23 protein-coding genes are annotated in these 24,330 nt (G+C 62.5%); 10 read left to right on the top strand and 13 right to left on the bottom strand.

What is annotated here, in order from left to right:
* Positions 1-17: 17 nt before the first annotated feature.
* The 3 genes from FHS06_RS02350 to FHS06_RS02340 form a co-directional block, all read right to left on the bottom strand.
* Positions 18-1,670: an FAD-dependent oxidoreductase gene (locus FHS06_RS02350; RefSeq protein WP_167044977.1), complete on the bottom strand. Its 1,653-nt coding sequence runs from the start codon at positions 1,668-1,670 to the stop codon at positions 18-20.
* A gap of 264 nt (positions 1,671-1,934) precedes the next feature.
* Complete coding sequence (sufU, locus tag FHS06_RS02345; protein ID WP_167044974.1) at positions 1,935-2,375, bottom strand: Fe-S cluster assembly sulfur transfer protein SufU; 441 nt, start codon at positions 2,373-2,375, stop codon at positions 1,935-1,937.
* Complete coding sequence (locus FHS06_RS02340; RefSeq protein WP_167044971.1) at positions 2,372-3,655, bottom strand: SufS family cysteine desulfurase; 1,284 nt, start codon at positions 3,653-3,655, stop codon at positions 2,372-2,374. The genes sufU and FHS06_RS02340 overlap by 4 nt, the downstream gene beginning before the upstream one ends.
* A 58-nt stretch (positions 3,656-3,713) precedes the next feature.
* Between FHS06_RS02340 and FHS06_RS02335 the strand changes: the two genes are divergently transcribed.
* Entirely contained in the window at positions 3,714-4,388 is a 675-nt protein-coding gene (locus FHS06_RS02335) for a Pr6Pr family membrane protein (protein WP_167044967.1), read from the top strand.
* Here the strand turns inward: FHS06_RS02335 and FHS06_RS02330 are convergent.
* The gene (locus tag FHS06_RS02330; protein WP_167044964.1) at positions 4,385-6,040 is read right to left on the bottom strand and encodes a glycoside hydrolase family 13 protein; all 1,656 of its coding nucleotides are present in this window, start codon (positions 6,038-6,040) and stop codon (positions 4,385-4,387) included. The genes FHS06_RS02335 and FHS06_RS02330 overlap by 4 nt on opposite strands.
* Positions 6,041-6,103: 63 nt before the next feature.
* Between FHS06_RS02330 and FHS06_RS02325 the strand changes: the two genes are divergently transcribed.
* Positions 6,104-6,637, top strand: a complete 534-nt coding sequence (locus tag FHS06_RS02325) for an adenine phosphoribosyltransferase (RefSeq protein WP_167044962.1) — start codon at positions 6,104-6,106, stop codon at positions 6,635-6,637.
* A 9-nt stretch (positions 6,638-6,646) separates the two neighbouring features.
* On the opposite strand, the gene uraH is transcribed toward FHS06_RS02325, so the two are convergent.
* Positions 6,647-6,970 carry a hydroxyisourate hydrolase gene (uraH, locus tag FHS06_RS02320; RefSeq protein ID WP_167044959.1) on the bottom strand — a complete coding sequence of 108 codons (324 nt, stop codon included), beginning with the start codon at positions 6,968-6,970 and terminating at the stop codon, positions 6,647-6,649.
* Positions 6,967-7,491 carry a 2-oxo-4-hydroxy-4-carboxy-5-ureidoimidazoline decarboxylase gene (gene uraD / locus FHS06_RS02315; protein WP_167044956.1) on the bottom strand — a complete coding sequence of 175 codons (525 nt, stop codon included), beginning with the start codon at positions 7,489-7,491 and terminating at the stop codon, positions 6,967-6,969. Before uraD ends, uraH begins: the two co-directional genes overlap by 4 nt.
* Positions 7,492-7,670: 179 nt before the next feature.
* Here uraD and FHS06_RS02310 point away from each other — a divergent pair, with 179 nt between their 5' ends.
* From FHS06_RS02310 to FHS06_RS02285, 6 genes are all read left to right on the top strand, one after another.
* Positions 7,671-9,191, top strand: coding sequence for an NCS1 family nucleobase:cation symporter-1 (locus FHS06_RS02310; protein WP_167044953.1), 1,521 nt, complete (start codon positions 7,671-7,673; stop codon positions 9,189-9,191).
* Positions 9,192-9,271: 80 nt separating this feature from the next.
* On the top strand, positions 9,272-10,627 hold the full coding sequence (allB, locus tag FHS06_RS02305) for an allantoinase AllB (RefSeq protein ID WP_167044950.1): 1,356 nt from the start codon (positions 9,272-9,274) through the stop codon (positions 10,625-10,627).
* On the top strand, positions 10,624-11,724 hold the full coding sequence (locus tag FHS06_RS02300; RefSeq protein WP_167044947.1) for an acetamidase/formamidase family protein: 1,101 nt from the start codon (positions 10,624-10,626) through the stop codon (positions 11,722-11,724). Before allB ends, FHS06_RS02300 begins: the two co-directional genes overlap by 4 nt.
* Complete coding sequence (locus FHS06_RS02295) at positions 11,721-13,352, top strand: AtzH-like domain-containing protein (protein ID WP_243845238.1); 1,632 nt, start codon at positions 11,721-11,723, stop codon at positions 13,350-13,352. The genes FHS06_RS02300 and FHS06_RS02295 overlap by 4 nt, the downstream gene beginning before the upstream one ends.
* Positions 13,353-13,390: 38 nt before the next feature.
* Positions 13,391-14,572, top strand: a complete 1,182-nt coding sequence (locus FHS06_RS02290) for a pyridoxal-phosphate-dependent aminotransferase family protein (RefSeq protein WP_167047782.1) — start codon at positions 13,391-13,393, stop codon at positions 14,570-14,572.
* 1 nt (position 14,573) lies between these two features.
* Positions 14,574-15,869 (top strand): allantoate amidohydrolase, encoded by a 1,296-nt coding sequence (locus tag FHS06_RS02285; RefSeq protein WP_310734901.1) that lies wholly within the window; start codon positions 14,574-14,576, stop codon positions 15,867-15,869.
* Positions 15,870-15,886: 17 nt separating this feature from the next.
* Here FHS06_RS02285 and FHS06_RS02280 read toward each other — a convergent pair whose 3' ends face one another.
* The 7 genes from FHS06_RS02280 to FHS06_RS02250 form a co-directional block, all read right to left on the bottom strand.
* Positions 15,887-16,753 carry a MurR/RpiR family transcriptional regulator gene (locus tag FHS06_RS02280; RefSeq protein WP_167044943.1) on the bottom strand — a complete coding sequence of 289 codons (867 nt, stop codon included), beginning with the start codon at positions 16,751-16,753 and terminating at the stop codon, positions 15,887-15,889.
* A complete protein-coding gene (phnE, locus tag FHS06_RS02275; protein WP_167044940.1) occupies positions 16,731-17,576 on the bottom strand; it encodes a phosphonate ABC transporter, permease protein PhnE in 846 nt (281 codons plus the stop codon). The genes FHS06_RS02280 and phnE (FHS06_RS02275) overlap by 23 nt, the downstream gene beginning before the upstream one ends.
* Entirely contained in the window at positions 17,573-18,373 is an 801-nt protein-coding gene (gene phnE / locus FHS06_RS02270) for a phosphonate ABC transporter, permease protein PhnE (protein WP_167044937.1), read from the bottom strand. Before phnE (FHS06_RS02270) ends, phnE (FHS06_RS02275) begins: the two co-directional genes overlap by 4 nt.
* The gene (gene phnC / locus FHS06_RS02265) at positions 18,370-19,191 is read right to left on the bottom strand and encodes a phosphonate ABC transporter ATP-binding protein (protein ID WP_167044934.1); all 822 of its coding nucleotides are present in this window, start codon (positions 19,189-19,191) and stop codon (positions 18,370-18,372) included. Before phnC ends, phnE (FHS06_RS02270) begins: the two co-directional genes overlap by 4 nt.
* Positions 19,192-19,214: 23 nt before the next feature.
* Positions 19,215-20,225 carry a phosphate/phosphite/phosphonate ABC transporter substrate-binding protein gene (gene phnD, locus FHS06_RS02260; RefSeq protein ID WP_167044931.1) on the bottom strand — a complete coding sequence of 337 codons (1,011 nt, stop codon included), beginning with the start codon at positions 20,223-20,225 and terminating at the stop codon, positions 19,215-19,217.
* A 6-nt stretch (positions 20,226-20,231) separates the two neighbouring features.
* A complete protein-coding gene (locus FHS06_RS02255; protein ID WP_167044928.1) occupies positions 20,232-20,933 on the bottom strand; it encodes an HAD family hydrolase in 702 nt (233 codons plus the stop codon).
* Positions 20,934-21,014: 81 nt separating this feature from the next.
* Positions 21,015-21,626: an amino acid deaminase gene (locus FHS06_RS02250; protein ID WP_167044925.1), complete on the bottom strand. Its 612-nt coding sequence runs from the start codon at positions 21,624-21,626 to the stop codon at positions 21,015-21,017.
* A gap of 86 nt (positions 21,627-21,712) precedes the next feature.
* Here FHS06_RS02250 and FHS06_RS02245 point away from each other — a divergent pair, with 86 nt between their 5' ends.
* Together FHS06_RS02245 and FHS06_RS02240 are read left to right on the top strand one after the other, a co-directional pair.
* Positions 21,713-23,083 carry an amidohydrolase family protein gene (locus FHS06_RS02245; protein WP_167044922.1) on the top strand — a complete coding sequence of 457 codons (1,371 nt, stop codon included), beginning with the start codon at positions 21,713-21,715 and terminating at the stop codon, positions 23,081-23,083.
* 160 nt (positions 23,084-23,243) lie between these two features.
* A complete protein-coding gene (locus tag FHS06_RS02240; protein ID WP_167044919.1) occupies positions 23,244-24,323 on the top strand; it encodes an ABC transporter substrate-binding protein in 1,080 nt (359 codons plus the stop codon).
* Positions 24,324-24,330 lie beyond the last annotated feature (7 nt).

The following is a 24,330-nucleotide window of genomic DNA, read 5'->3' as shown; positions in this document are numbered from 1 at the left end:
GACAACAGTGATCGCGACTAGATAACTTCGACGGCGGGTTCTCGCACTTCGGCTCCAGCAGCCCAGGTGCGGAACCCGCCGTCGAGGTTTACGGCGTCAATGCCGTGCTGCGTGAGAATCCGAGCCGCGGTGTGGCCGCGCTGCCCCACCTGGCAGTGAACGACCACAGGTCCGTCGGGCAACTCGTCGAGGCGTTCGCGTAATTCGTCGACCGGAATGTTGAGCGCGCCGGGAATGCTGCCGGCCGCAAATTCGGCTGCGGAGCGCACGTCAATAAGCGTCGCGCCATCCGCCCGCGCGTTCTCAAGTTCGTGCCACTGCACCGAGCGAGTCGCGCCGGTGCGCAGGTTATCGGCGACGTACCCGAGCTGATTGATGGGGTCTTTTGCCGACCCGAACTGCGGCGCGTAGGCGAGCTCGAGCTTTGCGAGAGCGGATGCCTCAAGTCCCGCCGTCATTGCGACGGCGATGATGTCGATGCGCTTGTCGACGCCAGCACCACCCACGATCTGTGCACCCAGAATCCGGTCGGATTCTGGGTCGACGAGAAGCTTCATCGACATTCCCTCGGCGCCCGGGTAGTACCCGGCGTGCGAAGTCGGGTGCGTGTGGATAGCGCGAACGGGCATGCCCGCTGCGCGTAATTCAGCTTCGCTTGAACCAACCTTTGCTGCGACCATGTCGAAGACGGCGACAATCGCTGTGCCGAGAGAAGGTGCGTTGGTGTCGCTCGCACCAGCGATGACATCAGCAGTCGTGCGCCCATGACGGTTCGCGAGTCCTGCCATCGTGACGAGTGCGGGTTTGCCGGTGCGGGCGTCTATCTTCTCGACGCCGTCACCAACAGCAAAGATATGCGCATCGCTCGTACGGTTCTGGTCGTCGACCGCGATGCCGCCGGTGGGCCCGAGTCGCACACCGGCTGTGAGGGCGAGCGCCGTCTGGGGTCGAACTCCGCTCGCATCGATGATGAGGTCAGGCTGCTGCTGTGTGCCATCACTGAGCTGAACCAGCGTTCCAGTGACGTTCTCGATCACTGTCGACGTGTGCACATCGACACCATGCGCGCGCAGGTGTGATTCAAGTGGGACTGTCATCTCGGGATCGAGAGGCGACAAAATGTGGGGGCCGCGCTGGATCAGCGTGGTGTGCAGGCCTCGGCCAACCAGGTTCTCGGCCGCCTCGAGCCCGATGAAACCGCCGCCGATCACGAGCGCTGAGCGGGTGCCGCCATCGCGTTCAAGGAGCGCAGTGATGGCGTCGACGTCATCCACAGTGCGGAGAGTATGGGTAGGGATGTCGCCAAAGGTGCTGTCGCTTCGCGCCGCGGCACCGACGGCAAGAATGAGAGTGTCGTAGTGCTCCGTCGAGGTTGTAGACGTTGCGAGCTCGATGACCGTCACGAGCTTCAGATCGGTATCGATCGAGACAACCTCGTGGCCGGTGCGGACGTCGAGCCGAAACCGGCGGTGTAGAGAAGACGGTGTCTGCAGTAGAAGCTCCGAGCGGTCGGTGATGATTCCGCCCACGTAGTAGGGCAGTCCGCAGTTTGCGCACGAGACGTAGGGGCCGCGTTCAAAGACGATGATTTCGGCGGACTCGTCGAGCCGGCGGAGCCTTGTGGCTGCTGACATCCCGCCCGCCACGCCGCCGATGATGATGGTCCGCATTTGTGATCTCCCCGTTCATTGTCATACCGTACGGGGTATAGCGTATACCCAGTGGGGTATCCGAAAGACCTCGAAAGGTGTGTACATCGTGTGCAACGCAGTCAACTGCAAAACGTGTGGAAAAACGACGTGGGCCGGATGCGGCCAACACGTCGGCAGTGTGAAGCGCTCGGTCCCGTCGAGTCAGTGGTGCAGCGGTCACCCGAAGGCAGAATCAAGCGGCGGATTCTGGAGCAAGATGTTCGACCGCACGAACGCATAGCGCTAGGCGCGCGAGAGACCGTCTTCCAGGGCGACCCACGCGAGCATCGCGCACTTAACGCGTGCTGTGTACCTCGAGACACCCGAAAGCGCTGCGGCGTCGCCGAACATGTCTTCGTCGAGTGTGAGCTTGCCGCGGGAGCGCAGAACTTCGCGGAATCCGGCGATCAGGGCGTCGGCTTCGGTGCGCGGCATCCCCTCAACGAGGCCGGTGAGCATCGATGCCGACGCTTGCGATATCGAGCAGCCAGCGCCTTCCCAGCTCACATCGCGAACCGCTCCGTCTTCATCGACGCGCACGCGCAGGGTGATTTCGTCGCCGCAGATGGGGTTTCGCTGATGTGAATCGGCGCTTCGGCCGTCGGCGTCTTCGAGGCCGAAGCCGTCGCGGGCCTTGGAGTGATCAAGGATGAGCTCTTGGTAGAGCCCTTCGAGCCCGCTCATGCCGTGACTCCGAAGAATGAGCGCACACCAGATACTCCATCAAGCAACATGTCGATGTCTTCCTCCGTGTTGTAGAGCGAGGCCGATGCGCGAACGGATGCCGTCATCCCGAAGCGGCGGTGAAGTGGCTGCGCACAGTGGTGACCGACGCGAACAGCAATTCCGCGTGCGTCGAGAAACTGACCCACGTCATGCGCGTGGACGCCCTGCACCTCGAAAGCGCTGAGGGCGACACGGTCCACACCGTCGGCAGCGTCGCCCAGCAGGCGGATGCCGTCGATTCGGCGGAGACCTTCACGCATCCGTCGCTCCAGCACGCGTTCGTGAGCGTGAATCGCTGTCATGCCGACAGCGTCGAGGTACTCGACTGCGGCGGCCAACGCGATGGCCTGTGAGACGGGCTGCGTTCCGGCTTCGAACCGTTGGGGAGCCGGAAGGTAGTCGGCGCTATCAAGCGTGACAGTCGTGATCATTGATCCGCCCGTCATAAATGGCGGGAGAGCATCGAGGATCTCAGCCCGACCGTAGAGGCCGCCGATGGCGTAGGGGCCGAGCATTTTGTGGCCGGAGAAGACAGCGAGATCGACACCGAGCGCGGGCAGATCCAGGGGCACATGTGGCGCTGACTGGCACGCGTCGAGCACCGTGAGCGCACCGACGCTCTGGGCGAGAATGACGAGTTCTGCGACCGGGTTGATGATGCCCAGCACATTCGAAATATGGGGAAAGGCAACGATCCTGGTGCGCGCGCTGATGAGGGATGCCGCAGCGTCGAGTGCGAGCGTCCCGTCTTCGTGCACGGGAATGTGTCGCAGCACGGCACCCGTGCGGGCAGCAAGCTCTTGCCAAGGAATGAGGTTGGCGTGGTGCTCGGCCTCGGTCACGACGATCTCGTCGCCCGGAGCGAGCGCAAATCTGCGTGCGTCCGAGCCCCCGCGGCCGACCGTCGCATTGCCGATCGAGTACGCAATGAGGTTGATTCCGGCGGTCGCACCGCTCGTCCAGACGAGCTGCTCTTCGTCGGCACCGACGAAGGCGGCGACACGGGCACGAGCATCTTCGAACAGCACTGTTGCTTCGGCGGCGAGAGTGTGAGCGCCGCGATGAACCGCCGAGTTGGTCTGCGCGAGGAACGCGATCTCGGTGTCGATGACAGCCTGCGGCTTTTGGCTCGTGGCGGCAGAGTCAAGGTACACGAGACGCTGATCGTTGACACTCTGGGCCAAAATGGGGAAGTCGGCGCGGAGCGCTCCTGCATCAAGCGCAGGCAAAGAGGTCATCCCTCCAGGCTACGCCGCGCCGCGGGTGTCGTGGGCGGTGCGCTACTACGATCGCAGCATGTTCCTCCCCGACCGCCGCATCGCTCTCGCCTACCGCGTGCTTACCGTCATCGTGATCACGATCGGCCTCGGCCGAATCACGGGTGTCTTCTCCGGTGACGTGTCGGGCACCGAGTTTTTGTTCTACACGGTGCAGTCCAACATCCTGTGCCTGGTGTGGGCAGTGGCCCTCAGCATCCGTACTGCGCTCGATCTGCGATCCGACGGCGTGCGCGGCGGGTCAACGCCGTCGGCGCGCGGAGGCGGGGCTGTCATGATGACAATTACCACCACGATGCTCATCTACCTGATCGTGCTCGTGCCGATCAGTTTTACGCAGGGCAGCGGCTACACGCCGTTCACGCTCACCGACAATCTCATTCACATCATTGCGCCGTGCCTGATCATCGGCGACTGGTTGTTGTTCACGCCGAAGGGTCGATTGCGTTGGTATGACCCGCCCCTGTGGGCACTCATCCCGTTCGCGTATCTTGCCTTCGCCTACGCGTGGAGCGCGGCCGGTGGCGACTTTGGGTACGACCGCGCGTACCCGTATCCATTCATGAACGTTGAAGAGCTCGGCATCGGCGGGGTAGCCGTATGGTTCTTGGCGCTCACGGTGGCGCTCGAAGCTGTCGGCTTTCTCTACGTTGCGGTAGATCGAGTCCTGGGCGCTATCGCCCGCCGCGCCTAGACGGTTTCGAGCCAAACGGCGGTGTCAACGGGGAGCTGTGCACCCTCGAGCGGCCCACTGGATGTCACAACGACTCCGGCCGGTAGCTGAACTGGCGCTGCACCGATGTTGACGATCACCGTGACGGCGTCGTTTCGGAACGCGATGACGTCGTCGCCGAAACCCTCGAGCCACTCAAGCGTGCCGACGCCGAGACCGCGTTCCCGTCGTTCCGCGAGGAGCGTGCGGTAGAGCCAGAGCGTGGATTCGGAGTCTGCCTCTTGCAGATCGCGCGTGAGGCCAGCCCATTCCTCGGGCTGTGGCAGCCAGGAGGCACCGGTGTCGTTGAACCCGTACGCGGGGGCGCCGCTTTGCCACGGGATCGGCACGCGGCATCCGTCGCGTCCGTACCGCTCACCGTTCGTGCGGAACCAGGTGGGGTCTTGCCGCGCGTCGTCAGGGATCTCCATCGCTTCGGGAAGTCCCAGCTCTTCGCCCTGATAGATGTAGGCGCTGCCGGGCAGCGCAAGCATGAGAGTTGTGGCCGCGCGGGCGCGGCGAAGACCCACCGCAGGGTCGGGCTTTCCCTGTGACTTTGGCCCGATGCCGTCACCCTGCGGGTTGTCGGCGGTGAGGGCCAGGCGAGACGCGTGACGCACGACGTCGTGATTCGAGAGCACCCACGTGGGGGGCGCGCCCACACCGGGAAACGCGCGGAGCGATTCAGTAATGACGCGGCGGAGGGCAACGGCATCCCACTCGGTCACAAGGTAGGGAAAATTGAAAGCCTGATGCATCTCGTCTGGACGCACCCACAGTGCTGTCTTTTCTGGGGTCGGCAGCCACGCTTCGGCGCAGAGCGCCCGGTCGTCGTCGTAGGTGGCGAGCAGCTTGTGCCATTCGCGGTAGATCTCGTGAACTGCCGGCTGACCCCAGTACGGCACGTCGTCGGCGTCACCGCCCATTGAGCCGCCCTCAGGGTCGGGCGTGTAATCGGGGAGCCCGTCCATCTTGATGAGACCGTGCGCAACATCGACGCGGAAGCCGTCGACGCCACGGTCGAGCCAGAACCGGAGCACGCCCTCGAAGTACTCGCGCACCTCTGGGTTGCTCCAATCAAAATCGGGCTGCGACTCGTCGAACAGGTGCAGGTACCACTGACCGGGTGCGCCATCAGGCTCGGTGAGGCGTGACCATGCTGACCCGCCAAACACCGAATCCCAGTTGTTGGGTGGGAGCGAGCCGTCGGGGCCTTGGCCATCGCGGAACATATAGCGGGCACGCTCGGGGCTGCCAGGGGCAGCTGCAAGCGCCTGCTGAAACCACGCGTGCTGGTCAGATGAGTGATTGGGCACCAGGTCGACAATGACGCGGATGCCGAGGGTATGAGCCGTCTTCAGCATGACGTCGAAGTCACTCATCGTGCCGAAGATCGGGTCGACGTCGCAGTAGTCCGCGACGTCGTAGCCGGCGTCTTTTTGAGGCGACGTCATAAACGGGCTCAGCCAGATCGCATCAATACCGAGCGAGGCGAGATCACTCAGGTGAGAGGTGATTCCGGGCAGATCTCCCATGCCATCACCGTTGTTGTCAGCGAACGAGCGCGGATAGATCTGGTAGATGACAGCGGAACGCCACCACTCAGAACCGGCAGTCTCAGTGAGCAAAGTCATGGCGCTAAGGCTACGGGAACAGCTTTCGCAGGGCGAAAGCGCCGCCCCGGTAGGCTGATATCCATGCCCCGCAACACTTCTGAGGCTTTGGCGCGCGCCGAATCTCTCATCGTCTCTATCCCCGACTACCCGAAGCCGGGGATCGTTTTTCGCGACATCGCACCGTTGTTAGCGGATGCGGATGCCCTCCGCGCCACGGTCGACGGTCTGCTCGAGCCGTTTGCCGGCACATTCGACGTCGTCGCGGGAATCGAAGCGCGCGGCTTTCTCCTGGCGGGTGCGGCAGCGATCGCTGCCGGGGTGGGTCTCATTCCGATTCGGAAGGCTGGCAAGCTACCCAGGCCCGCGGCATCCGTGTCGTACACCCTGGAGTACGCAGACGCGGCAATCGAAATGCACGATGACATTGCGCCCGGTACGCGAGTTTTGCTGCTCGACGATGTGCTCGCAACGGGTGGCACAATTGCTGCCGCCCACACGCTGGTCGCCGAGGTCGGCGGCATCGTTACGGGCACTGCTGTCTTACTCGAACTCGACGGCCTCGGCGGGCGATCAGCCGTCGGCGACGACAACCTGCACTCGCTGTTTCACGTGTAACTGAGGCTGTCAACTGCCGCGATACGTCGAGTACGCGAACGGGCTCAGCAGCAGGGGCACGTGGTAGTGCCGCTCGTCAGTCACTGTGAAAGTGACAGTGGCCGACGGGTAAAACGTCTCTACGCCATGGCTGGAAAAGTACTCACGTGTGGCGAACGTCAGTGCGTAGTCACCGGATGCGAGTTTTTCTGGGCCGAGGGCAAGTCTTCCATCTGAGTCGGTATTTCCTTGCGCGACCAAGGCACCCGTGACGTCGGCGAGCACAACTCCGACGCCCGCGGCTGGTGCACCGGTGCTCGCGTTGAGAACATGGGTTGTTAGGTGAGTGGTCATTCCTGTTCCTCAGGGGTCACGGTATCGGTGTCAATTGTCGTGCGAAGCCGCAGGAGTGCGATCTCCGCGAGTTGTTCGGTCGCTTCGCGTGCTTCAACGGCGTCATCGTTCTCAAGGCGGCGGTGCAACTGCGACAGCATCTCGGCGGGGGTCCGCCCCGCAGCGCGAATGAGAAAAACCCGGCCGAATCGGGCTTCGTAGTCTGCGTTTCCGGCGGCGAGAGCCCTGACGATGTCGTCGGCGGCGGTCAACATCGATGACTGCTCGGAGCGGGATGCCTCAGCAGTCGCTCCGGAGCCACTCGGTTTGTCGCCGATGCGTGGGTGGTGACTGAGGGCGGCGTCGAGATCGGCACGTGACCACACCGAGGCAAGGTTTGCAGCGTACGAGATGAGCGCATCGACCGAGCTGTATGGCCGGCCAGCCACAACGGCGTCGACCCACCCGGGGATTGCTGCCCATACCTGGACCATGGTTTCGGCGTCGGACTCGGATAGGGCGTTGAATTCGTCAAGATCCACGCGCACACGCTACCCGCTCGCAACGGATGCCCGCGCACGAGGGTGATCTTTTTCTGCATCCGAGGGTGAATTTTACATATCCGAAACCGGTCACATCGCGCCACCCCCTAACGTGATCGCCACGGCGCCGCCGGCGCGAGAGAACCATCCCACCCGCCTTGTTGCGACTGGAGAACCTCATGACCGTGACACTTCCCGCAGGATCTTTTGACACCGATGCAGGGAGCGATCTGCACCCGAATCTCTACAACGAAGATCTTGCTCCGTTACCCGAAAAAAAGCGGCGGTGGGGATCTTTCGAGATCTTCAACGTCTGGACGAACGACGTGCAGAGCCTTGCCGGGTACACGCTCGCGGCAAGCTTGTTCGTCACCGCAGGCATCAACGGCTGGTGGGTATTCGCCGCCATCATCCTGGCCGGGTTCTTCGTCAACTTCCTGGTAAACCTGACGGGCAAACCGAGCGTGCGATACGGAATTCCCTACGCGGTGATGGCACGGTCGAGCATGGGGGTGCGCGGGGCACAGCTCCCCGCACTGATTCGAGGCATCGTCGCAATATTCTGGTACGGCGCTCAGACGTACTTCGCCTCTACCGCGGTCGCTCTCGCGCTCGATGCGATTTTCAACAGTCCAGCACTGCCCACGTTCTTGGGCATGGATCTGATCGACTGGGTTTCGTATGTGCTCGTGGCGGCGCTCCAGGTTCTGCTGTTTGTGCGCGGCATTGCGTGGATCGAACGCTTCTTGAACTTTGCTGGTCCTGCCGTTTACGTCGTGATGATTGTGCTGCTGGTCGCGATCTGGGTGCAGGCCGGTGACCGTCTGTTGCCGGCAGTTGGTTCAATCTTCAACAATGCATCGGTCGAGGGCTGGGCAGCCGTCGGCGCGTTTATCGGTGTGATCGGCACGATGATCGCCTATTTCTCGGCTGTCATCATCAACTTCGGCGACTTTGCACGATTCTCCAAGAGCGAGAAGACAATGCGGCGGGGCAACTTCCTCGGTCTTCCCGTGAGCCTCACGTTCTTCACATTCCTCAGCCTTTTCATCACTGCGGGGGCGTACATCGTGTTGCAGGGAGGCGAGGGGGAACCGGTGACCAACCCCGCAGAAATCGTCGGGCTGGTTGGCAATGTTTTCCTCACGATTATTGCGGCGATCACCTTTGTCATCGCGACGGTCGGAATCAACCTGGTGGCGAACTTCATCCCGCCGGCGTACGACCTTTCAAACCTCGCGCCCCAGCGCATCAGCTTCAAAGCCGGGGGATATCTCACTGCGGCATTTGGTTTCATCATCGGAGCACTCTGGGTCGCTGTGATCAGCCAGGTCGGATTGCCGGTCTTCGTCGACACGCTGGGAGCTATCCTCGCGCCGCTGTACGGAGTTCTCGTCGCCGACTACTACATCATCCAGCGGCGCTCCGTGAAGGTCTCGGATCTGTATTCGATGAGTCCGACTGGAAGGTACTTCTACCAAAAGGGGTGGAACGGGCGAGCGATCGTCGTGATCGCTCTCGCCGCGGTGTTCTCCATTGCCGCCGTCTGGGTGCCCGCACTCGCCGCTCTCAGCGGCTTCGCCTGGGTCATCGGAGCGCTTTTGGGTGCGGTCCTCTATGTCGCGGCGATGTGGTCGTATCGACCGGTCGACCACGGCCTCACGAGTGAAGCTGTGACAGCTTCGACTGCATCCAATTGACGAGAAATCGCACCTGAGGGCGGACCGTGAGTGTTGGTCACGGTTACATCCACGAAATGCGGCGCAATTAACGTGAGCATATGAAGACAGCTCAGCCCATCTCGATCGCAGCGCGAAAAGCGTTCGTGGACGGGTCATTTCGCGCGGCGACGGTGGAGACTTCCGACGGTGTTGTGACGGCCATCCGCGGATTCGATGACACGGCCGATGTCGTACTCGGCGGCGACGCGGTGCTGCTGCCAGGCCTCGTCGACTCCCATGTGCATCTCGACGAGCCGGGCCGCACGGAGTGGGAAGGCTTTGCAACCGGTACCGCAGCGGCTGTGGCTGGTGGCGTCACCACAGTGCTCGACATGCCGCTCAATAGCGTGCCAGTCACCACGAGCCCAGAAGCACTCGCCGCTAAGCGCGCGGCCGCTAAGGGAAAGCTTGCTGTCGACGTCGGGTACTGGGGCGGTGCTGTTCCCGAAAACCTTGGCTCGCTCGCCCAACTTGCCGAAGCCGGAGTCGTCGGGTTCAAGTGTTTTCTCTCACCCTCGGGAATCGACGAGTTCGGTCACCTCGACACCGCTCAGCTCGAAGCGGCGCTCACGGAGATCGCCGAGTTTGATGGCGTGCTCATCGTGCACGCAGAAGACCCGGCGCACCTGCGCGGAGATGGTGCGCTCGGGCCTCACTACATCGACTTTTTGGCGTCGCGGCCCAGTGTCAGCGAACGCTCCGCGATCGGCCAGGTGATCGCGGCCGCTCGTCGCACCGGTGCCCGAGCGCACATCGTGCATGTCTCCGATGGCGCAGCACTCGAAGAGGTGCGGGCGGCAAAAGCTGCGGGTGTGCGCCTGACTGTCGAGACTTGCCCGCACTACCTCACGCTGCAGGCAGAAGATGTGCCCGACGGCGCCGGCGCCTTCAAAGCGTGCCCGCCGATTCGTGACGCAAAGAACCAAGACCTGCTGTGGCAGGGCATCGTCGACGGGACAATCGATGCAATTGTCAGCGACCACTCGCCGGCAACGCTCGCGCTCAAAGAACAGGGCGACGGAGATTTCGGCCTCGCGTGGGGCGGGATCGCCGGGCTGCAGACGGGGCTTTCGGCAGTGTGGACCGCGGCGAAGAGCCGCGGCATCCCACTTGAGACGATTTTGCCGCTCATGACCACGGGCCCAGCCCGCATCGGCGGTCTCGGCACACGCGGCCGCATTGCGATCGGCGAGCCAGCGCACCTCACCGTTTTTCACCCGGATGCTACCCACACAGTGCGCGCGGAAGCTCTCGAATACCGCAACCCAATGTCACCATGGGACGGCGCGACGCTTGATGGTGTCGTGGAATCGACGCTCGTTCATGGCCAGATCGCGTACCGTCGGGGCGAGCAGGTCTCGGTGCGTGCCGGGCGCGAAATTCTCGCGAAAACACTGAGAGAGGTGCAGGGATGACCGTTGACATTCTGCAGCCCGGAGTCGGAGAGATTTCTGGCGCCCACTACGTGCCATCAAGCCCCGACAACGTCATGTGGGGGCGGCTTCCCTGCGCTGTCGATGTTCCTGTCCTGAAGGTCGCCGCTGGCAGCAGCGTGACTTTCGATACCGTCAGCCACGAAGGAATTCTCGAGGACCAGGGGAAAGACCCGCTCGCGTATTTCACGGGCCACGGCGTTGCTGCAGAACACGTACTCGACGATGCCATTGAGATTGCGGCATCCCTCTCGCGAAACCCGGCGATCGATGGTCCGCACGTCGTCACGGGGCCGGTGTACGTCGAGGGAGCAGAACCCGGCGACCTTTTGAAGATCACGGTAGAAAAGCTGCTGCCGCGCGTTCCCTACGGCGTGATCTCCAACCGCCATGGCAAAGGTACGCTCGTCGGCGTGCTGCCACGCGGGCCCGAGAACGTGAGCGTTTTTACGCCTGTTGAACAGCGCGATTCAGGACTCGTCGGGGTTCTCCCCGTCTCCGAGGGCGGCGAACGTGTCGTGGAGTTTCCGCTTGCACCGTTCCTCGGCACGATGGGAGTTGCCGTTGCCGGTGATGAGCACCCGCACTCAGTGCCGCCGGGTGCGCACGGTGGCAACATCGACATCAATCTGCTGGTCGAAGGCACCGTGCTCTACCTTCCAGTGCAGGTTGCGGGAGCCCTTGCGTATGTTGGAGATCCGCACTTTGCCCAGGGCGACGGCGAGGTTGCTCTCACCGCGCTCGAAGCGTCGTTGCGCGCGACAGTGAGATTCGACGTCGTTACGCGTAAGGACGCGCTCGCCGCTTTCGGTGAGCTTGCGGGCCCGCTCGTCCGCACCTCGGAGTACCTCGTGCCCACGGGACTTGACGTGGACCTCGGTGAAGCGATGCGCCGTTGCGTGCGGGCCGCTATCGACCTCATTCAGGCGCGATGGGGTCTCGACGAGCACCTCGCCTACGCCTACTTGAGTGCTGCGACCGACTTCGACATTTCACAGGTTGTCGACATCGTGTGCGGTGTGCACGCTCGAATTCGTGAGTCAGACTTCGCTCGTATCCAGGCTGAGGAGACAGCATGACGCCAGCAGTTCCGACTCCGGCAGACGTTCCCATGAGCATGCCAGACGACCTCTTCGAGGCTCTCACCGCCTACGAGCGTGCCATCATCGCGAACGATCTCGATGCCCTCGATGCGTTCTTTGCTCCCGGCGCCGAAACGATGCGGGGAGATGCGGGCGGTCTCCTTGTGGGCCACGACGTCATTAGCGCTTTTCGGGGTGTTCGCGGTGGTGTTCCGCCCCGAACGATTACTCATGTCGAGTACCGCGAGCTCGCGCCCGCTGTTGCACTCGTCGTCTCTGTTTCGCGGTACCACGGCGGTGGAACGGGCCTGCAAACTCAGGTGTGGCAGTGCACTCAGGATGTGTGGCGTATTTCTGCGGCCCACGTGACCCCCCGCGCGCAGGCTTTGGATAAATCCGTCTGGCGAACTGTCGGTGACCCCCTGTGGCAGGGCGCGTGGGACGGCCCGCTCGAGGGCCTCACTGTCGCTGTCAAAGACCTTTTTGCGATCAAGGGCTACCGCATCGGGGCGGGAAACCCCACGTTTCTCGATTCAGCTCGGCCCGAGTCGACGACAGCCGCGGCGGTCTCCGATCTGCTCCGCGGCGGTGCTTCGCTTCGCGGCATCGCACGAACAGATGAGTTCGCCTACTCGATCGCGGGTGACAACGCGCACTACGGCACTCCTCCGAACGGGGCATTACCGGGGGCTCTTCCCGGTGGATCGTCGAGCGGTCCGGCGACAGCGGTTGCCACCGGCCAGGCAGAAATCGGCCTCGCAACCGACACGGCCGGGTCCATTCGTGTTCCCGCTTCGTACCAGGGCCTTTGGGGCCTTCGTACAACGCACGGTCTCGTGCCGCGCCAGGGACTCTTGCCGCTCGCGCAGTCGTTCGACACCGTCGGCTGGCTCACTCGAGATGGTGAGACGCTACAAAAGGTCGTCGACTGGTGTCTCAGCTACGACGGGTCAGATTCGACCGAGCGGGTGTTCGGTGAATCCGGCGACGACCTACCCTGGCGCTTTCTCGTCCCCGACGAAGCGTTGGACGCAGTCGAAGATGACACGAAGGCAGCGTTCGATGCGTTCCTGGCAGCTCTCGCGGCATCCGATGATGCACCGATGCTGCGGCGTGTCTCAATTGGCGCCCTCGATGACTACTACGAACCATTTCGCACAGTGCAGGCCTCAGAGGCGTGGCGCAACAACTCCGATTGGCTGCGCGCCAACCCGGGCGCGACGGGTGCCGCTGTTGCCGAAAGATTCCGGCTTGCAAGCGAAGTGACAGCGGATGCCGAAGCTCTCGCCCGCACGAAGCTGCAGGCACTCGGTGAACAGGCCGACGACATGCTTCGCGGTGCTGTCATGCTGATGCCGACCGTGCCGGGACCTGCCCCCATGCGCACCTCCGACGGTGCCAAGGTTGATGTGGTGCGGCAGGCGACCCTCCGTATGACAACCCCTGCGGCAGTCGGCGGTTTTCCCGCAATCTCAATTCCCCTCCTCACTGTGCCGTCGAAGCTTGGGCCTGCCCCCGTGGGCATCTGTCTCGTTTCTCGCTCTGGCACTGATATCGCCCTCGTGCGCCTTGCGCGACGCCTAGCTGGCGCCGCACGTGCATTTCACCGAACGGAGACCCCGTGACTATTCCCGGCTCGATTGTTCCCCCCGCCCGTCTTCTCATGGGGCCGGGCCCGATCTCGGCTTACCCGAGCGTGTTGACGGCAATGTCGGCGCCCCTTGTCGGGCAGTACGACCCGTTCATGACGGCAACCATGAACGAGACGCAGGAGCTCTACCGTCAGGTGTGGGCGACAACGAACGATGCGACAGTTCTCGTCGATGGCACCTCTCGCGCGGGCATCGAAGCGGCCATAGTGTCGCTCATTCGCCCGGGTGACCGGGTTCTCGTGCCGGTGTTTGGGCGCTTCGGTCACCTTCTGACCGAGATCGCCGAACGCGCCGGTGCCGAGGTGCACAAGATCGAGACCGAGTGGGGGAAGGTGTTCCCGGCATCCGTCATCGAAGAAGCGATCGTGCGCGTCAAGCCGACGCTGCTGGCTGTTGTGCAGGGCGACACCTCGACCACGATGCTGCAACCGCTCGACGACCTCGGTGCGATCTGCGCCAAGCACGGTGTGCTCTTTTATACCGATGCGACTGCCTCGCTCGGCGGCAATGCCTTTGAAGCCGATGCGTGGGGGCTCGATGCCGCAACGGCAGGCCTCCAGAAGTGCCTCGGCGGACCGTCGGGTTCGTCACCGATCACGCTGAGCGAAAAGGCAGTTGCCGTCATTCGTTCGCGCGCGAAAATCGAGGCCGGAATTCGCGAAGAGGGCGACCCGGATGCCGCTGACTTCGTCAGGTCGAACTACTTCGACCTCGGCATGATTCTCGACTACTGGGGCCCGCGACGCCTCAACCACCACACTGAAGCCACATCAATGCTCTACGGTTCGCGCGAATGCGCCCGGTTGCTTCTTGCCGAAGGCCGCGACGCCGTGATCACTCGGCACGAGATCGCGGGAGCCGCCATGCTCGCGGGCGTCGAGGCGCTCGGGCTGCAGGTTTTCGGTGATGTTGCACACAAGATGACGAACGTCGTCGCTGTGGAGATTCCCGAGGGCGTTGCAGGAGATGCTGCACGCGGCGCGATGCTCGATGACTTCGGTATCGAAATCGGCACATCGTTTGGGCCGCTCCATGGCCGAGTGTGGCGCATCGGAACTATGGGATACAACGCGCGCAAAGACACTGTGCTGACCACCCTTGCCGCGCTCGAGTCGGTGCTCCGCCGTTTCGGCGCCTCGGTTCCTGCGGGCGGTGGAGTAGAGGCAGCCCTCGACGTATACGCCGGGGTGTGATGTGGCGTTACTAACGGGAGTTGCACCCGACCGGATCGCCGCGGCTGCCCGGCGCGTCATGGCGCGATGCGAGGAACTTGCTCGCGTGAGCGCGACACCGGGTGAAATTGAGCGCGTCTACTTGTCGACCGAGCATGCGCGCGTCAACCGTCTTGCGGCGGAATGGATGCGCGAAGTCGGCATGAAGAGCCGACAGGATGCCGCGGGCAACCAACTCGGCAGGCTCGAAGCCGCCGAGCACGGTGCGCCCGCCCTCATGATCGGCTCTCACCTCGATACTGTTCCCGACGCCGGTCGATTTGACGGCATCGTCGGTGTGTTGATCGGACTCGAAGTCGTGCGGCTCCTGCGCCAGCCCGGCCCGGGCGACACCTGGATTTCACCGTTCCCATTCGCCCTCGAAGTTGTCGCATTCTCCGACGAGGAGGGCACCCGTTTCGGCAAGGCGCTGCTCGGTTCGTCAGCGGTTGCTGGCACATGGGAAAAGGAGTGGTGGGCTCTCGCCGATAAAGACGGCACGACTCTCCGCCAAGCGTTTCTCGAGTTCGGCCTCGACCCCGCGCGTGTGGGGGAGGCATCCCGTCGCCCAGAAGAGTTGATCGGATACCTCGAAGCCCACATTGAGCAGGGACCGGAGCTTGATCGCCGGGGTGAGTCACTCGCTGTCGTATCGTCGATCGCGAGCGCCCGTCGTTTTCAACTCGTGGTCGAGGGCGAAGCTCGGCACGCGGGCGGCACTCCCTACGACATGCGGCGGGATGCCCTCCTCGGAGCGAGTGAAGCAGCCCTCGCCGTTGAACGCATCTGCGCGAGTGAGCACCACATCATCGGAACCGTGGGTCAGCTTGAAGCCTTCCCCGGCGCTGTCAATATCGTCCCCGGTGAAGCCCGCTTCTCGCTCGACCTGCGCGGAGAGTTTGACGGTCAGCGTGATCAGGTGTGGAACGCGATCTCGCGTGACCTCGACACGATCATGGGGCGCCGTCACCTTCGATGGACTGCGCGCGAGATTCACAACGCACCGGCCGTGATGTGTGCGCCTCTCTTGCAGGACGTTGTGCGTGAAGGAATCGTGTCGACGCTCGCGCCCGGGTCTGACGCGCCCGCCACAATCTTCAGCAGAGCGGGCCACGACGGTATGTCGATCGGTGCCATCACCGATGTCGGAATGCTGTTTCTTCGTAACCCCGATGGCATCAGCCATCATCCCGATGAGCTCGTGTCTGGCGGAGATGTCGCCCTCGGCATCCGCGCGCTCGCCGAGTCGGTGCTGCAGCTTTCGGCAGACAAGGCCTGACCGGTGCGCCGACTTGGTTACTCCTGAATGGTTCCGCCCAAGACGGAGAGCGAGAGGCGTCGGGCTTCACGGCCACGGTCACCACGCTGCACGACAAGAAGATCAACCAGTCCTTCGGTGAGAAGCATGAGAGCCGCGCGCGAGGTGTGCACGAGTTCATCTCGAAATGTGTCGTTGACGGGTGGGATGACGAGGGTCACGTCGGCGAGGTCAGTAATGGCGGACTTCGCAAAAGATGTGATGACCACGACTCGAGCGCCACTTTGCCGAGCGGCCGACGCGGCTGCGAGGGTCGCGCGATTTGCGCCGGAGCCCGAGAGAACAAGGCAGATCGAATCTCGTCCCAGCTGTCGGGCGGCTATCTGTTGAGCGACGGCGTCGGCGAGCTGTTCTGCGGGGCGACCGGCGGCGCTGAGGCGCAAAACCATATCGAGTCCGAGGGGTGCGGATAGACCGTTCGCCACGACGAGCACCCGCGCGGCCTCGTCGAGAGCGTTCACAAACGCCGCGACGGCCTCTTCAGTCAGAGCAGAAACCGTGTGCCCGAGCCGAGAGCCAAAACGATCGATCTCAGCTCGCAACGCGCCGACCATCGTGCCGTCGGCGCTGATGGTGTCCCTGATCGGCGCCTCCCGCGCTAGCTCCTGAGCAAGAGCAACCCGCAACTGCGGGTACCCGTCATAGCCAAGAGACTGCGCCGCGCGGATTACGCTCGCCCGCCCCACTCCCACAGCCTCGGCGAGCTCCTGAGCCGTGCGCTCGATTGTTCCACCGATGTCAGCCGCGATCGCTTCTGCAATGCGCTGCTCAGTTGGTTGCAACGAGGGGGCCAACGCGACGATCCTCGCCGTCGGCGGTGCATCAGCGGCTCCGTGCCATGCCATGCGATTTTGCCCCCTCCATGATGCGACGGCGCACCGCACCGGAAATCGCATCGATCACCATCGTTGTCACGACGACAACGATGAGCAGCATCCCGACGGTATCCCACTGTCTAAAGTTCGTGTAGTTCGACAGCATGCTGCCGATGCCACCGGCACCGACGAGTCCCAAGACTGCCGAGGTGCGAATGTTGATTTCGAACCGGTAGAGCGCGAATGAAATCAGGGCCGGCGCCGCAGCGGGCCACAGCGCCCATCGTGTGACTTCCAGCACCCCGCCTCCGGCAGCCCGGAGCGCTTCTGTTGCACCAACGGGTGTGGACTCGACTGTTTCGTATACCCATTTCGCCTGCGTGCCGATACCTGCGATTCCCAACGCCAGCGCGCCAGTGAATGGTGTGAGGCCTGTCACCGTGAGCAAAATCAGCGCGATGATCACTTCTGGTACCGCTCGGATGACGGCAAAGAAAACCCGCAGGGGAATCCTGACCCAGACGGGACCGACGTTGTGCGCCGCGAGTATCCCGAGGGGTATCGAGAGAAACACGCAGAGAATCGCTCCGAGCCATGCCATCGAAATCGATCGCCACATTTCGAACAGCGCCCGCGGGAGCTTCTCCCAGTTGGGCGGGTCGAACATGAGAGCGCCGTAGCGCAACAGCTCCCCGGGCATCTCAGCGAGTTTGTTCCAGTCGATGCCCAGGTTGGCCGTCGCAATCACGACCACGAGGCCCACGACGATTGCTGTGAGTGTTGGTCGTAGCCGAGAAGGGCGAGCTGGAGCAGCGAGCGAAAACCGAGGCGGCGTGGCGGTCAAGGTACTCACACGAGCCTCCGACGCAACCGGTTCGAGACGATCTCGATCAGGAGCACGACGACCAGGATCTCCAGGATGATGGTTCCGACGTCTTGGTATGCGTAAAAGCCGCGTCGTTCATCGAGGAGACGCCCGATTCCGCCGGCGCCGACGATTCCGAGGATGGCTGAGATGCGAACGTTGAGCTCCAGGGCATAGAGCCACTGGTTGGCGAAGAGCGGCCACGATTGTGGCAAGGCAAGGAGTCTGTTCACCTGCGTTTGCGTCGCTCCGGCGGCTCGGCCCGCTTCGATGTAGGGGTGGTCGTCCGAGTCGATAGCCTCTGAGATCAGTTTCACGACGATTCCGAGGTTGAAAAGAAAGAGCGTGAGAACCCCGGGGAGCGCGCCGACGCCGACGACGGCGACCAGGACTGTGGCATAGACGAGGTCCGGCACGGATCGGATGATATTGATTACACCTCGCACGACTCCGCGCGCTATGGCGTTGGGGTTTGTCGGTCGCGCGGCCCACAGCACCAGCGGGATCGAAACGAGTGCTGCGGCAACGGCTCCTACGAGTGCCATCTGCAGCGTCTCAAGCATCGGCCCGATCGTGCGGGGGACAAACGCCAGATTCGGCTGCATGATCTGAAGCAGCTTGTCAGCGCCGTTCCGCCAATTCTTCGCAATCGACGCGAAGTCGAGGTCGACGCCCCCAATCGCCGGAATGCAGGTCGCCACCGTGAACGCCACCACGAGGGCAGCTATCAGGATCGTGCGGCCGTGCCGGCGGGGGCGAGCAGGTGGGGTAATTGTCGCGGTCATGTTGCTGCCCCGAGGCGATCGTGCGGTTGAATCGATCGACCGTAGATGCGCTCGAAATCAGCGTCGGTCGCCGCGCCGGCCGGACCGTCGTGCACAATTTCCCCTGCTCGGATGCCAATCATGCGCGTTGTGTATTGCCGGGCAAGGTCCATGAGGTGCAGATTGACCAGAACGGTCAGCCCGCTCTCCGCATTGACTCTCTCCAACGCGTGCATGACGGAGTGTGCTGTCGGCGGGTCGAGACTTGCTACCGGTTCGTCCGCAAGCATCACGCTTGGCTCCTGAGTCAATGCGCGAGCAATCGCCACTCGCTGCTTCTGTCCTCCCGAGAGCGCGCCGGCCCGCATCCACATTTTTTCGAGCAGACCAACCGATTCGAGAGTGCGAAGTGCGAGTTCGCGATCATATGAGCTGGCGATACCGAAAAAACTGCGAAGCGTTGACGTGTGCGAGACGCGGCCCACCAGAACGTTGTGGTAAACGTCAACACGCTCGGCCAGGTTGAAGCCCTGGAAGATCATGCCAATGTGCCCGCGTAGTTCCCGTAGCCGTTTCCCGCGCAGTGCGGTTACGTCGTGATGTCCCACGGTGACAGTGCCGGAAGTCGCCGGGACGATTCCGTTGATCGTGCGTATCAATGTCGACTTGCCCGACCCTGATAGACCCACGACCGAAACCATTTCGCCGGCGTCGATTGACAGCGAGACGTCTTTGAGGGCAACCGTGCCGTTCGGATACGTGACCGATACGCGGTCGAGGCGAATCGGCCAGGATGCGGGGGCAGCGAAGGCCCCCGCATCCTGAATGAGATCAGTCATCTGGTGTGCTTCTTCGAACTCGTTCAGTTTTGGAACTGCGAGAGGATCTCGCCGTAGCGCGCGATCTCGTCTTCGGCGGTGTCGTTCGTCCAGTCGGAGAGCCCGACCAGGTTGAACATGACGTCGGCTGCCTCTGGCGATGAATCGGCGTACCCGTCCATGAGGTCGGTGAGCTTCTCGACCAAGTCGGCGGGCAGTGACGAGGCGACCGCGACACCACCGTTCGGGATCATGTCGGTGTAGGCGAAGGCGACTACCTTGTCCGCGACATCCGGCGCCTCGTCGGTGACGGTTGTGCGGGCATCCCAATACGCGAAGCCCACTTCGGCGTCGCCGTTATATACGGCGAGCACTGCGTTGTTGTTGCCTTCGACGGGAATTTCTTCGATGTCACTGTCGGTGTCGAGACCTGCTTCTCGCATCGTGACGACGGGGTACTGGTAGCCGGCGGGCGATGTTGCTGCCTGCAACGCAACCTTTGCGCCCTTGATGTTTGCGAACGCGTCGAGACCTGCGGGTCCCATGCCTGTCGCGTCGGTGCCGGCCTTTTCGGTGCCGTTGCAGTACGACAACTCGATGTCGCTCGCGGCATACGTCGCCTTGATGGGCTCGTCATCGCAATATTTGTCAGGGTTATTGGTCAGGGCGACGGCAGCGTACGACGTTGCTCCAAACCGTACGTCGCGCAGAATCAGCTTGGCGTCGTACTGTTCAGTGGCGTTGTAGAGCGAGCCGGCGTCGGTGATGATGACCTGCGACTGGTCTGCTCCGAGGGCTTCGACGGTGGCAGCGTAATCCGTGGCGACAACACCGTTTACTTCGATTCCGAGGTTGTCGGAGAGGTAGGTCGTCAGGGGATCCAGTGCTTCGGCGAGGTCTTCGCCCTCGACCGAAGGGACGAGAGAAATTGTGATTGATTCCGGCCAAGCTGCGGAGTCGCTTGCAGGCGCGTCGCTCGTGCCTGCGCTGCAGCCCGCGAGTGAAAGCGCAGCGACTGTGCCCAGCGTGAGGAGGGCGAGGGATTTCTTGCGCATGAGGACTTACCTTTCGAGTGAGGAAGAAGCGTCTGGTGACGCCGTGTTGTGAGAGGCCGCGGTTGCGGCCCAGGTGTGGATGTCGGAACGAAGATCAGAAATAAAGCGCCCGCGGAGAGTGACGACTGCGGGCGAAGTGTGCGCGGTGGCTCCGACGAGCGCCGTGTCGGCGCCGAGCTCAGCCGCCGGAGCAAGGTCGAACTCGGCGATGTCGCCGATGGCCAGTACAGGTCCAGCGGCGAGGGCTTCTGTGACGAGCGCGATGAGCCCGTCAGGCTTGCCGATCGTGAAGCGCATTTCGTCGAATAGGTCGTCGACCCCCCACGACGTGAGGACAGCATCTATTCCGTCGGCAGGCGCATTCGTCGCGAGCACGATTCGCGCATGCGCGCGCAGTTCTTGAAGGAAGTCTGCGAGTTCTGGCATCGTCGAGACCGGCGCCTGATCGGTGCCAAGCAACTTTCGGCTCGCATAGTAGGCAGCCTGCGTGATTTCTGGGTCGACTCCGTCGGAGTCGGCCAACGCGCCGATGATTGCGTAGCCATCGCGATACTCGGACGCGCCTGACTCAAACGCGAGGAGGGAGGTGCGCGCGCGGTCGAAAAAGTCGGCGCCTGCGGCGGGGGCGATGAGCTTCGCGTATGCCAGGATCGGCCCTGGCCCGACGGCGAGGGTTCCGTCGAAGTCGAAGACGATGGTCGGGGTCATGCACGCTCCTTTAGCTGCGGACAGTGCGTCCACCGTAGCTATCGCGTGTGGACGTAATGACCACGCCCGGTTAACACTTGGTTACCGATTGTCGAGAACGGCGGCATTCCAGCGCAGCGATGGCGTCGCAGAGAAATCTGACAACAGAGCGGAAGGGTCTTCGCTGATGGGGAAGGTTGTGACGAGGCGCATGCCATCACCGGGATCTATGCCATAGACAAGAGCCGAGTACGGCGAGTTTTGTGGGCGCGTGACCACGACGCGCGTGAACACGCCCTCGACGAGAGCATCCGCTGTGCGCGCGCCAGCTGCGGGCGGCGCCTGCAGCAGCGGCAAACAGGCGTCCGTGACACGCTGCAACGGAGTGCTCGATCCTGGTGCGACACTATCCACGTAATCGAGCCAAAACGACTCTCGCGGCTGACCGAGCGCCGCTGCAAGATGACCTTGGCTCCACCTGTCCCGTTTGTAGCCGAAAGGCGTATGTACAGCAGAGAGCCAATACCCGTATACGTGGATGAGGCCGGCGTTGCCGACGGGAAAGCGTGCCGGGATATCGGCTAGCGCATGCAGCTTGGCGAAGGTATCGCGTTCGATGATGGGCCCCTGGATGTATTCATCGATCACGGTCGAATGTGTCCACGAAGCGAATCGACCGGCCGCGGCATCCTGCCGGATGTACTCTTCCATCACTCCTTGACTCTTCCACGTTCGACGTAGCAGGCGCGAAACACGTGATGAGTAGTGTTGCTGGGCGCACCCTGCCCTGAGGAGAACCCATGTCACTTCTTGTTATCAACGCTCGGCTCATCACGATCCCGGCCGGAACCGACGACCCCGGATACATTGAGCGCGGATGGATGCTCGTTGAAGAAGGCCGCATCGCCGGTATCGGCGAAGGCGATGCTCCCGAGACGTCGGCTGACGAGGTGCTCGACGTCGATGGCGCATTCGTTGCACCGGGGTTCGTGTCGTCTCACAGCCACCTGTTCACGAGCGGACTGCGCGGACTCGGCGTTGCCGACACGCTTTATGGATGGTGCGACTCGATGCTCGGTTTCACCTCGCACATGTCTGCCGAAGACATTTATTGGTCAACGCTCCACGGGGCGCTCGACTTTCTGAGCAACGGCGTCACGACGGCCTACAACTTCACCGATCCGCTGCAGGCATGGGAATCGATGGTCGACGGCAAGCGCCTGGGCAACGCTCAGATGCGCGCGCTCGATTACCACACGCGCCAGGCCGACGGCTGTGCCGATGCCGGCATCCGCTTCGTGGATTCGATCGGAATGGATGCCACGGTCGGCACCGATGACGAGATCTTTGAGCGCTTCGGCGCTTCCGTTGCCCACACCCGCGGTTTGGACCAGAACCTCGCACTCGGCGCCTCGATCATGGGCCAAGTGCAGTGGTCACCGCGTGAAGACGCGGCTGAGATTGAAGTTGCTGCGATGCGCCGTTTCGGCGTGACCAACCAGGCGCACTTCTTGGAATCTCCCGAGGCTGTCGAGCTGCAGCAGTCGAAGTTCGCAATGTATCGGGATGCCGGAGCACTCGGCCCCGACATGATGTTTGGGCACTTCATCCAGACGACGCCGGAGATCATCGAAGAGACCGCGGCTAGTGGCGCATCGATGTCTTGGCAACCGGCGTCGAATGGGCGTCTCGCCTCGGGCGTCGCGCTCGTGCCGGAGATGATTGCGATGGGGATGAAAGTCGGTATGGGCCTCGACGATCAAGCCTGCACTGATGTGTCGGACCCGTGGCAGAACATGCGGCTCGGTATCTACATGCAGCGAGCGCGCACGAAAGAGCCCGAGTCGATGATGCCGGAGCTTGCCCTGCGTCTTCACACACTGGGTGGCGCCGAGATCATGGGCGTCGATGACCGCGTCGGAAGTCTGGAGGTCGGCAAGTTCGCCGACTTCGTCGTGGTCGACCCACGTCAGCCCGATATGGGTCCGCTATGGCATCCGGTGCGTAACTACGTGCTCTCCAGCACGCTGCGGAACCTCACCCGCGTCTACGTCGGTGGCGAACTTGTGTCGGATGGTGGCGTCTCGACAAATCCGCTGGCAGCAGCGGCTTCGGCCCGCATTCATAACGATTTGCCTGCTGTTGCGGCCAATTTCGGCCATCCGCACTGAGAATCTGCCGACACAAAGACAGCTGTAACGGCGTCGAAACACGTTGCCAGTGTTCATGAAATCTACAACGCCTACCTTCAGAGAAGTTGCACGACCGAGTACCCGCTCACGTGCAGTTCCTTAACCCGAGTGCAACACCGGCATCTGGAGACATAGCAAAATGACAATCTTTTCCTCGCGGCGCTCGCGCGTCGCCGCATCGCTCGCAGCGGTCGCGATCTCTGCCCTCGCCCTGAGCGCTTGCTCAAGCTCATCGGACGCTGGCGGCGATGCTTCGACATCGAGCGATGGCGATTCAGCAATGAAGAAAGACATCACAGTTCAGCTCAGCTGGATCAAGAACGAAGAGTTTGCGGGCGAGTTCTTCGCTGACAGCAAGGGCTACTACACCGATGCTGGCTTCGACTCGGTCACGCTGGTTCCTGGTCCCTCAACGAGCGCTCCCGAGCTCATCTCTGGCACTGCCGACTTCGGCATGAGTGACGCTGTCTCGACGGGTTCGGTTATTGCTTCAGAAGGCGCACCGCTGAAGATCATCGGTACCACTTACCAGAAGAACCCGTTCACGGTACTCTCGCTCGCTGACGGTGGCGACATCGCCACTGTGGATGACCTCGTGGGTAAGAAGATCGGTGTGCAGGACTCCAACACCGCCCTGTTCAATGCCTTCTTGTCTGCAAATGGCCTCACCAGCGATGACGTTGAGATTGTGCCCGTTCAGTACGACCCGGCACCGCTCATCAACGGTGAGGTCGATGGATTCATCTCTTACCTCACGAACGAGGCGATCATCGTCGCGAATGAGGGCTACGACACAACGAACCTTCCCTTCGCCGACAATGGACTTCCCTTTGTGGCAGAGACACTCGTCACGACTGACGACATGATCGCCAACTACCCCGAGACAGTGAAAGCCTTCCTCAAGGCCGAAATCATGGGTTGGACCGACCTGGTCAACGACCCTGAAGAGGGTGCACGTCTCGCCTACGAAGAGTACGGTGCAGACCTCGACCTGAACCCCGAGAACTCCACGGCAGGGTCTATTGCCCAGGTGGATCTCGTTGTCACTGACGAGACAGCCGAGAACGGTCTCTTTACGATCAGCGACGAGCTTCAGGCCGCCACGATCGAAAGTCTCGCTGGCGCTGGTATCGAACTTTCCGCATCCGATCTCTTCGACCTCTCGCTGCTTGCAGAGGTGTACGAGGAGAACCCCGACCTGATCGCCTACGCGGGCTGATTTGGAG

The organism is Microbacterium halimionae, assembly GCF_011761265.1.
GTDB lineage: Bacteria > Actinomycetota > Actinomycetes > Actinomycetales > Microbacteriaceae > Microbacterium > Microbacterium halimionae.
This window is presented reverse-complemented; position numbering and strand designations above follow the sequence as displayed.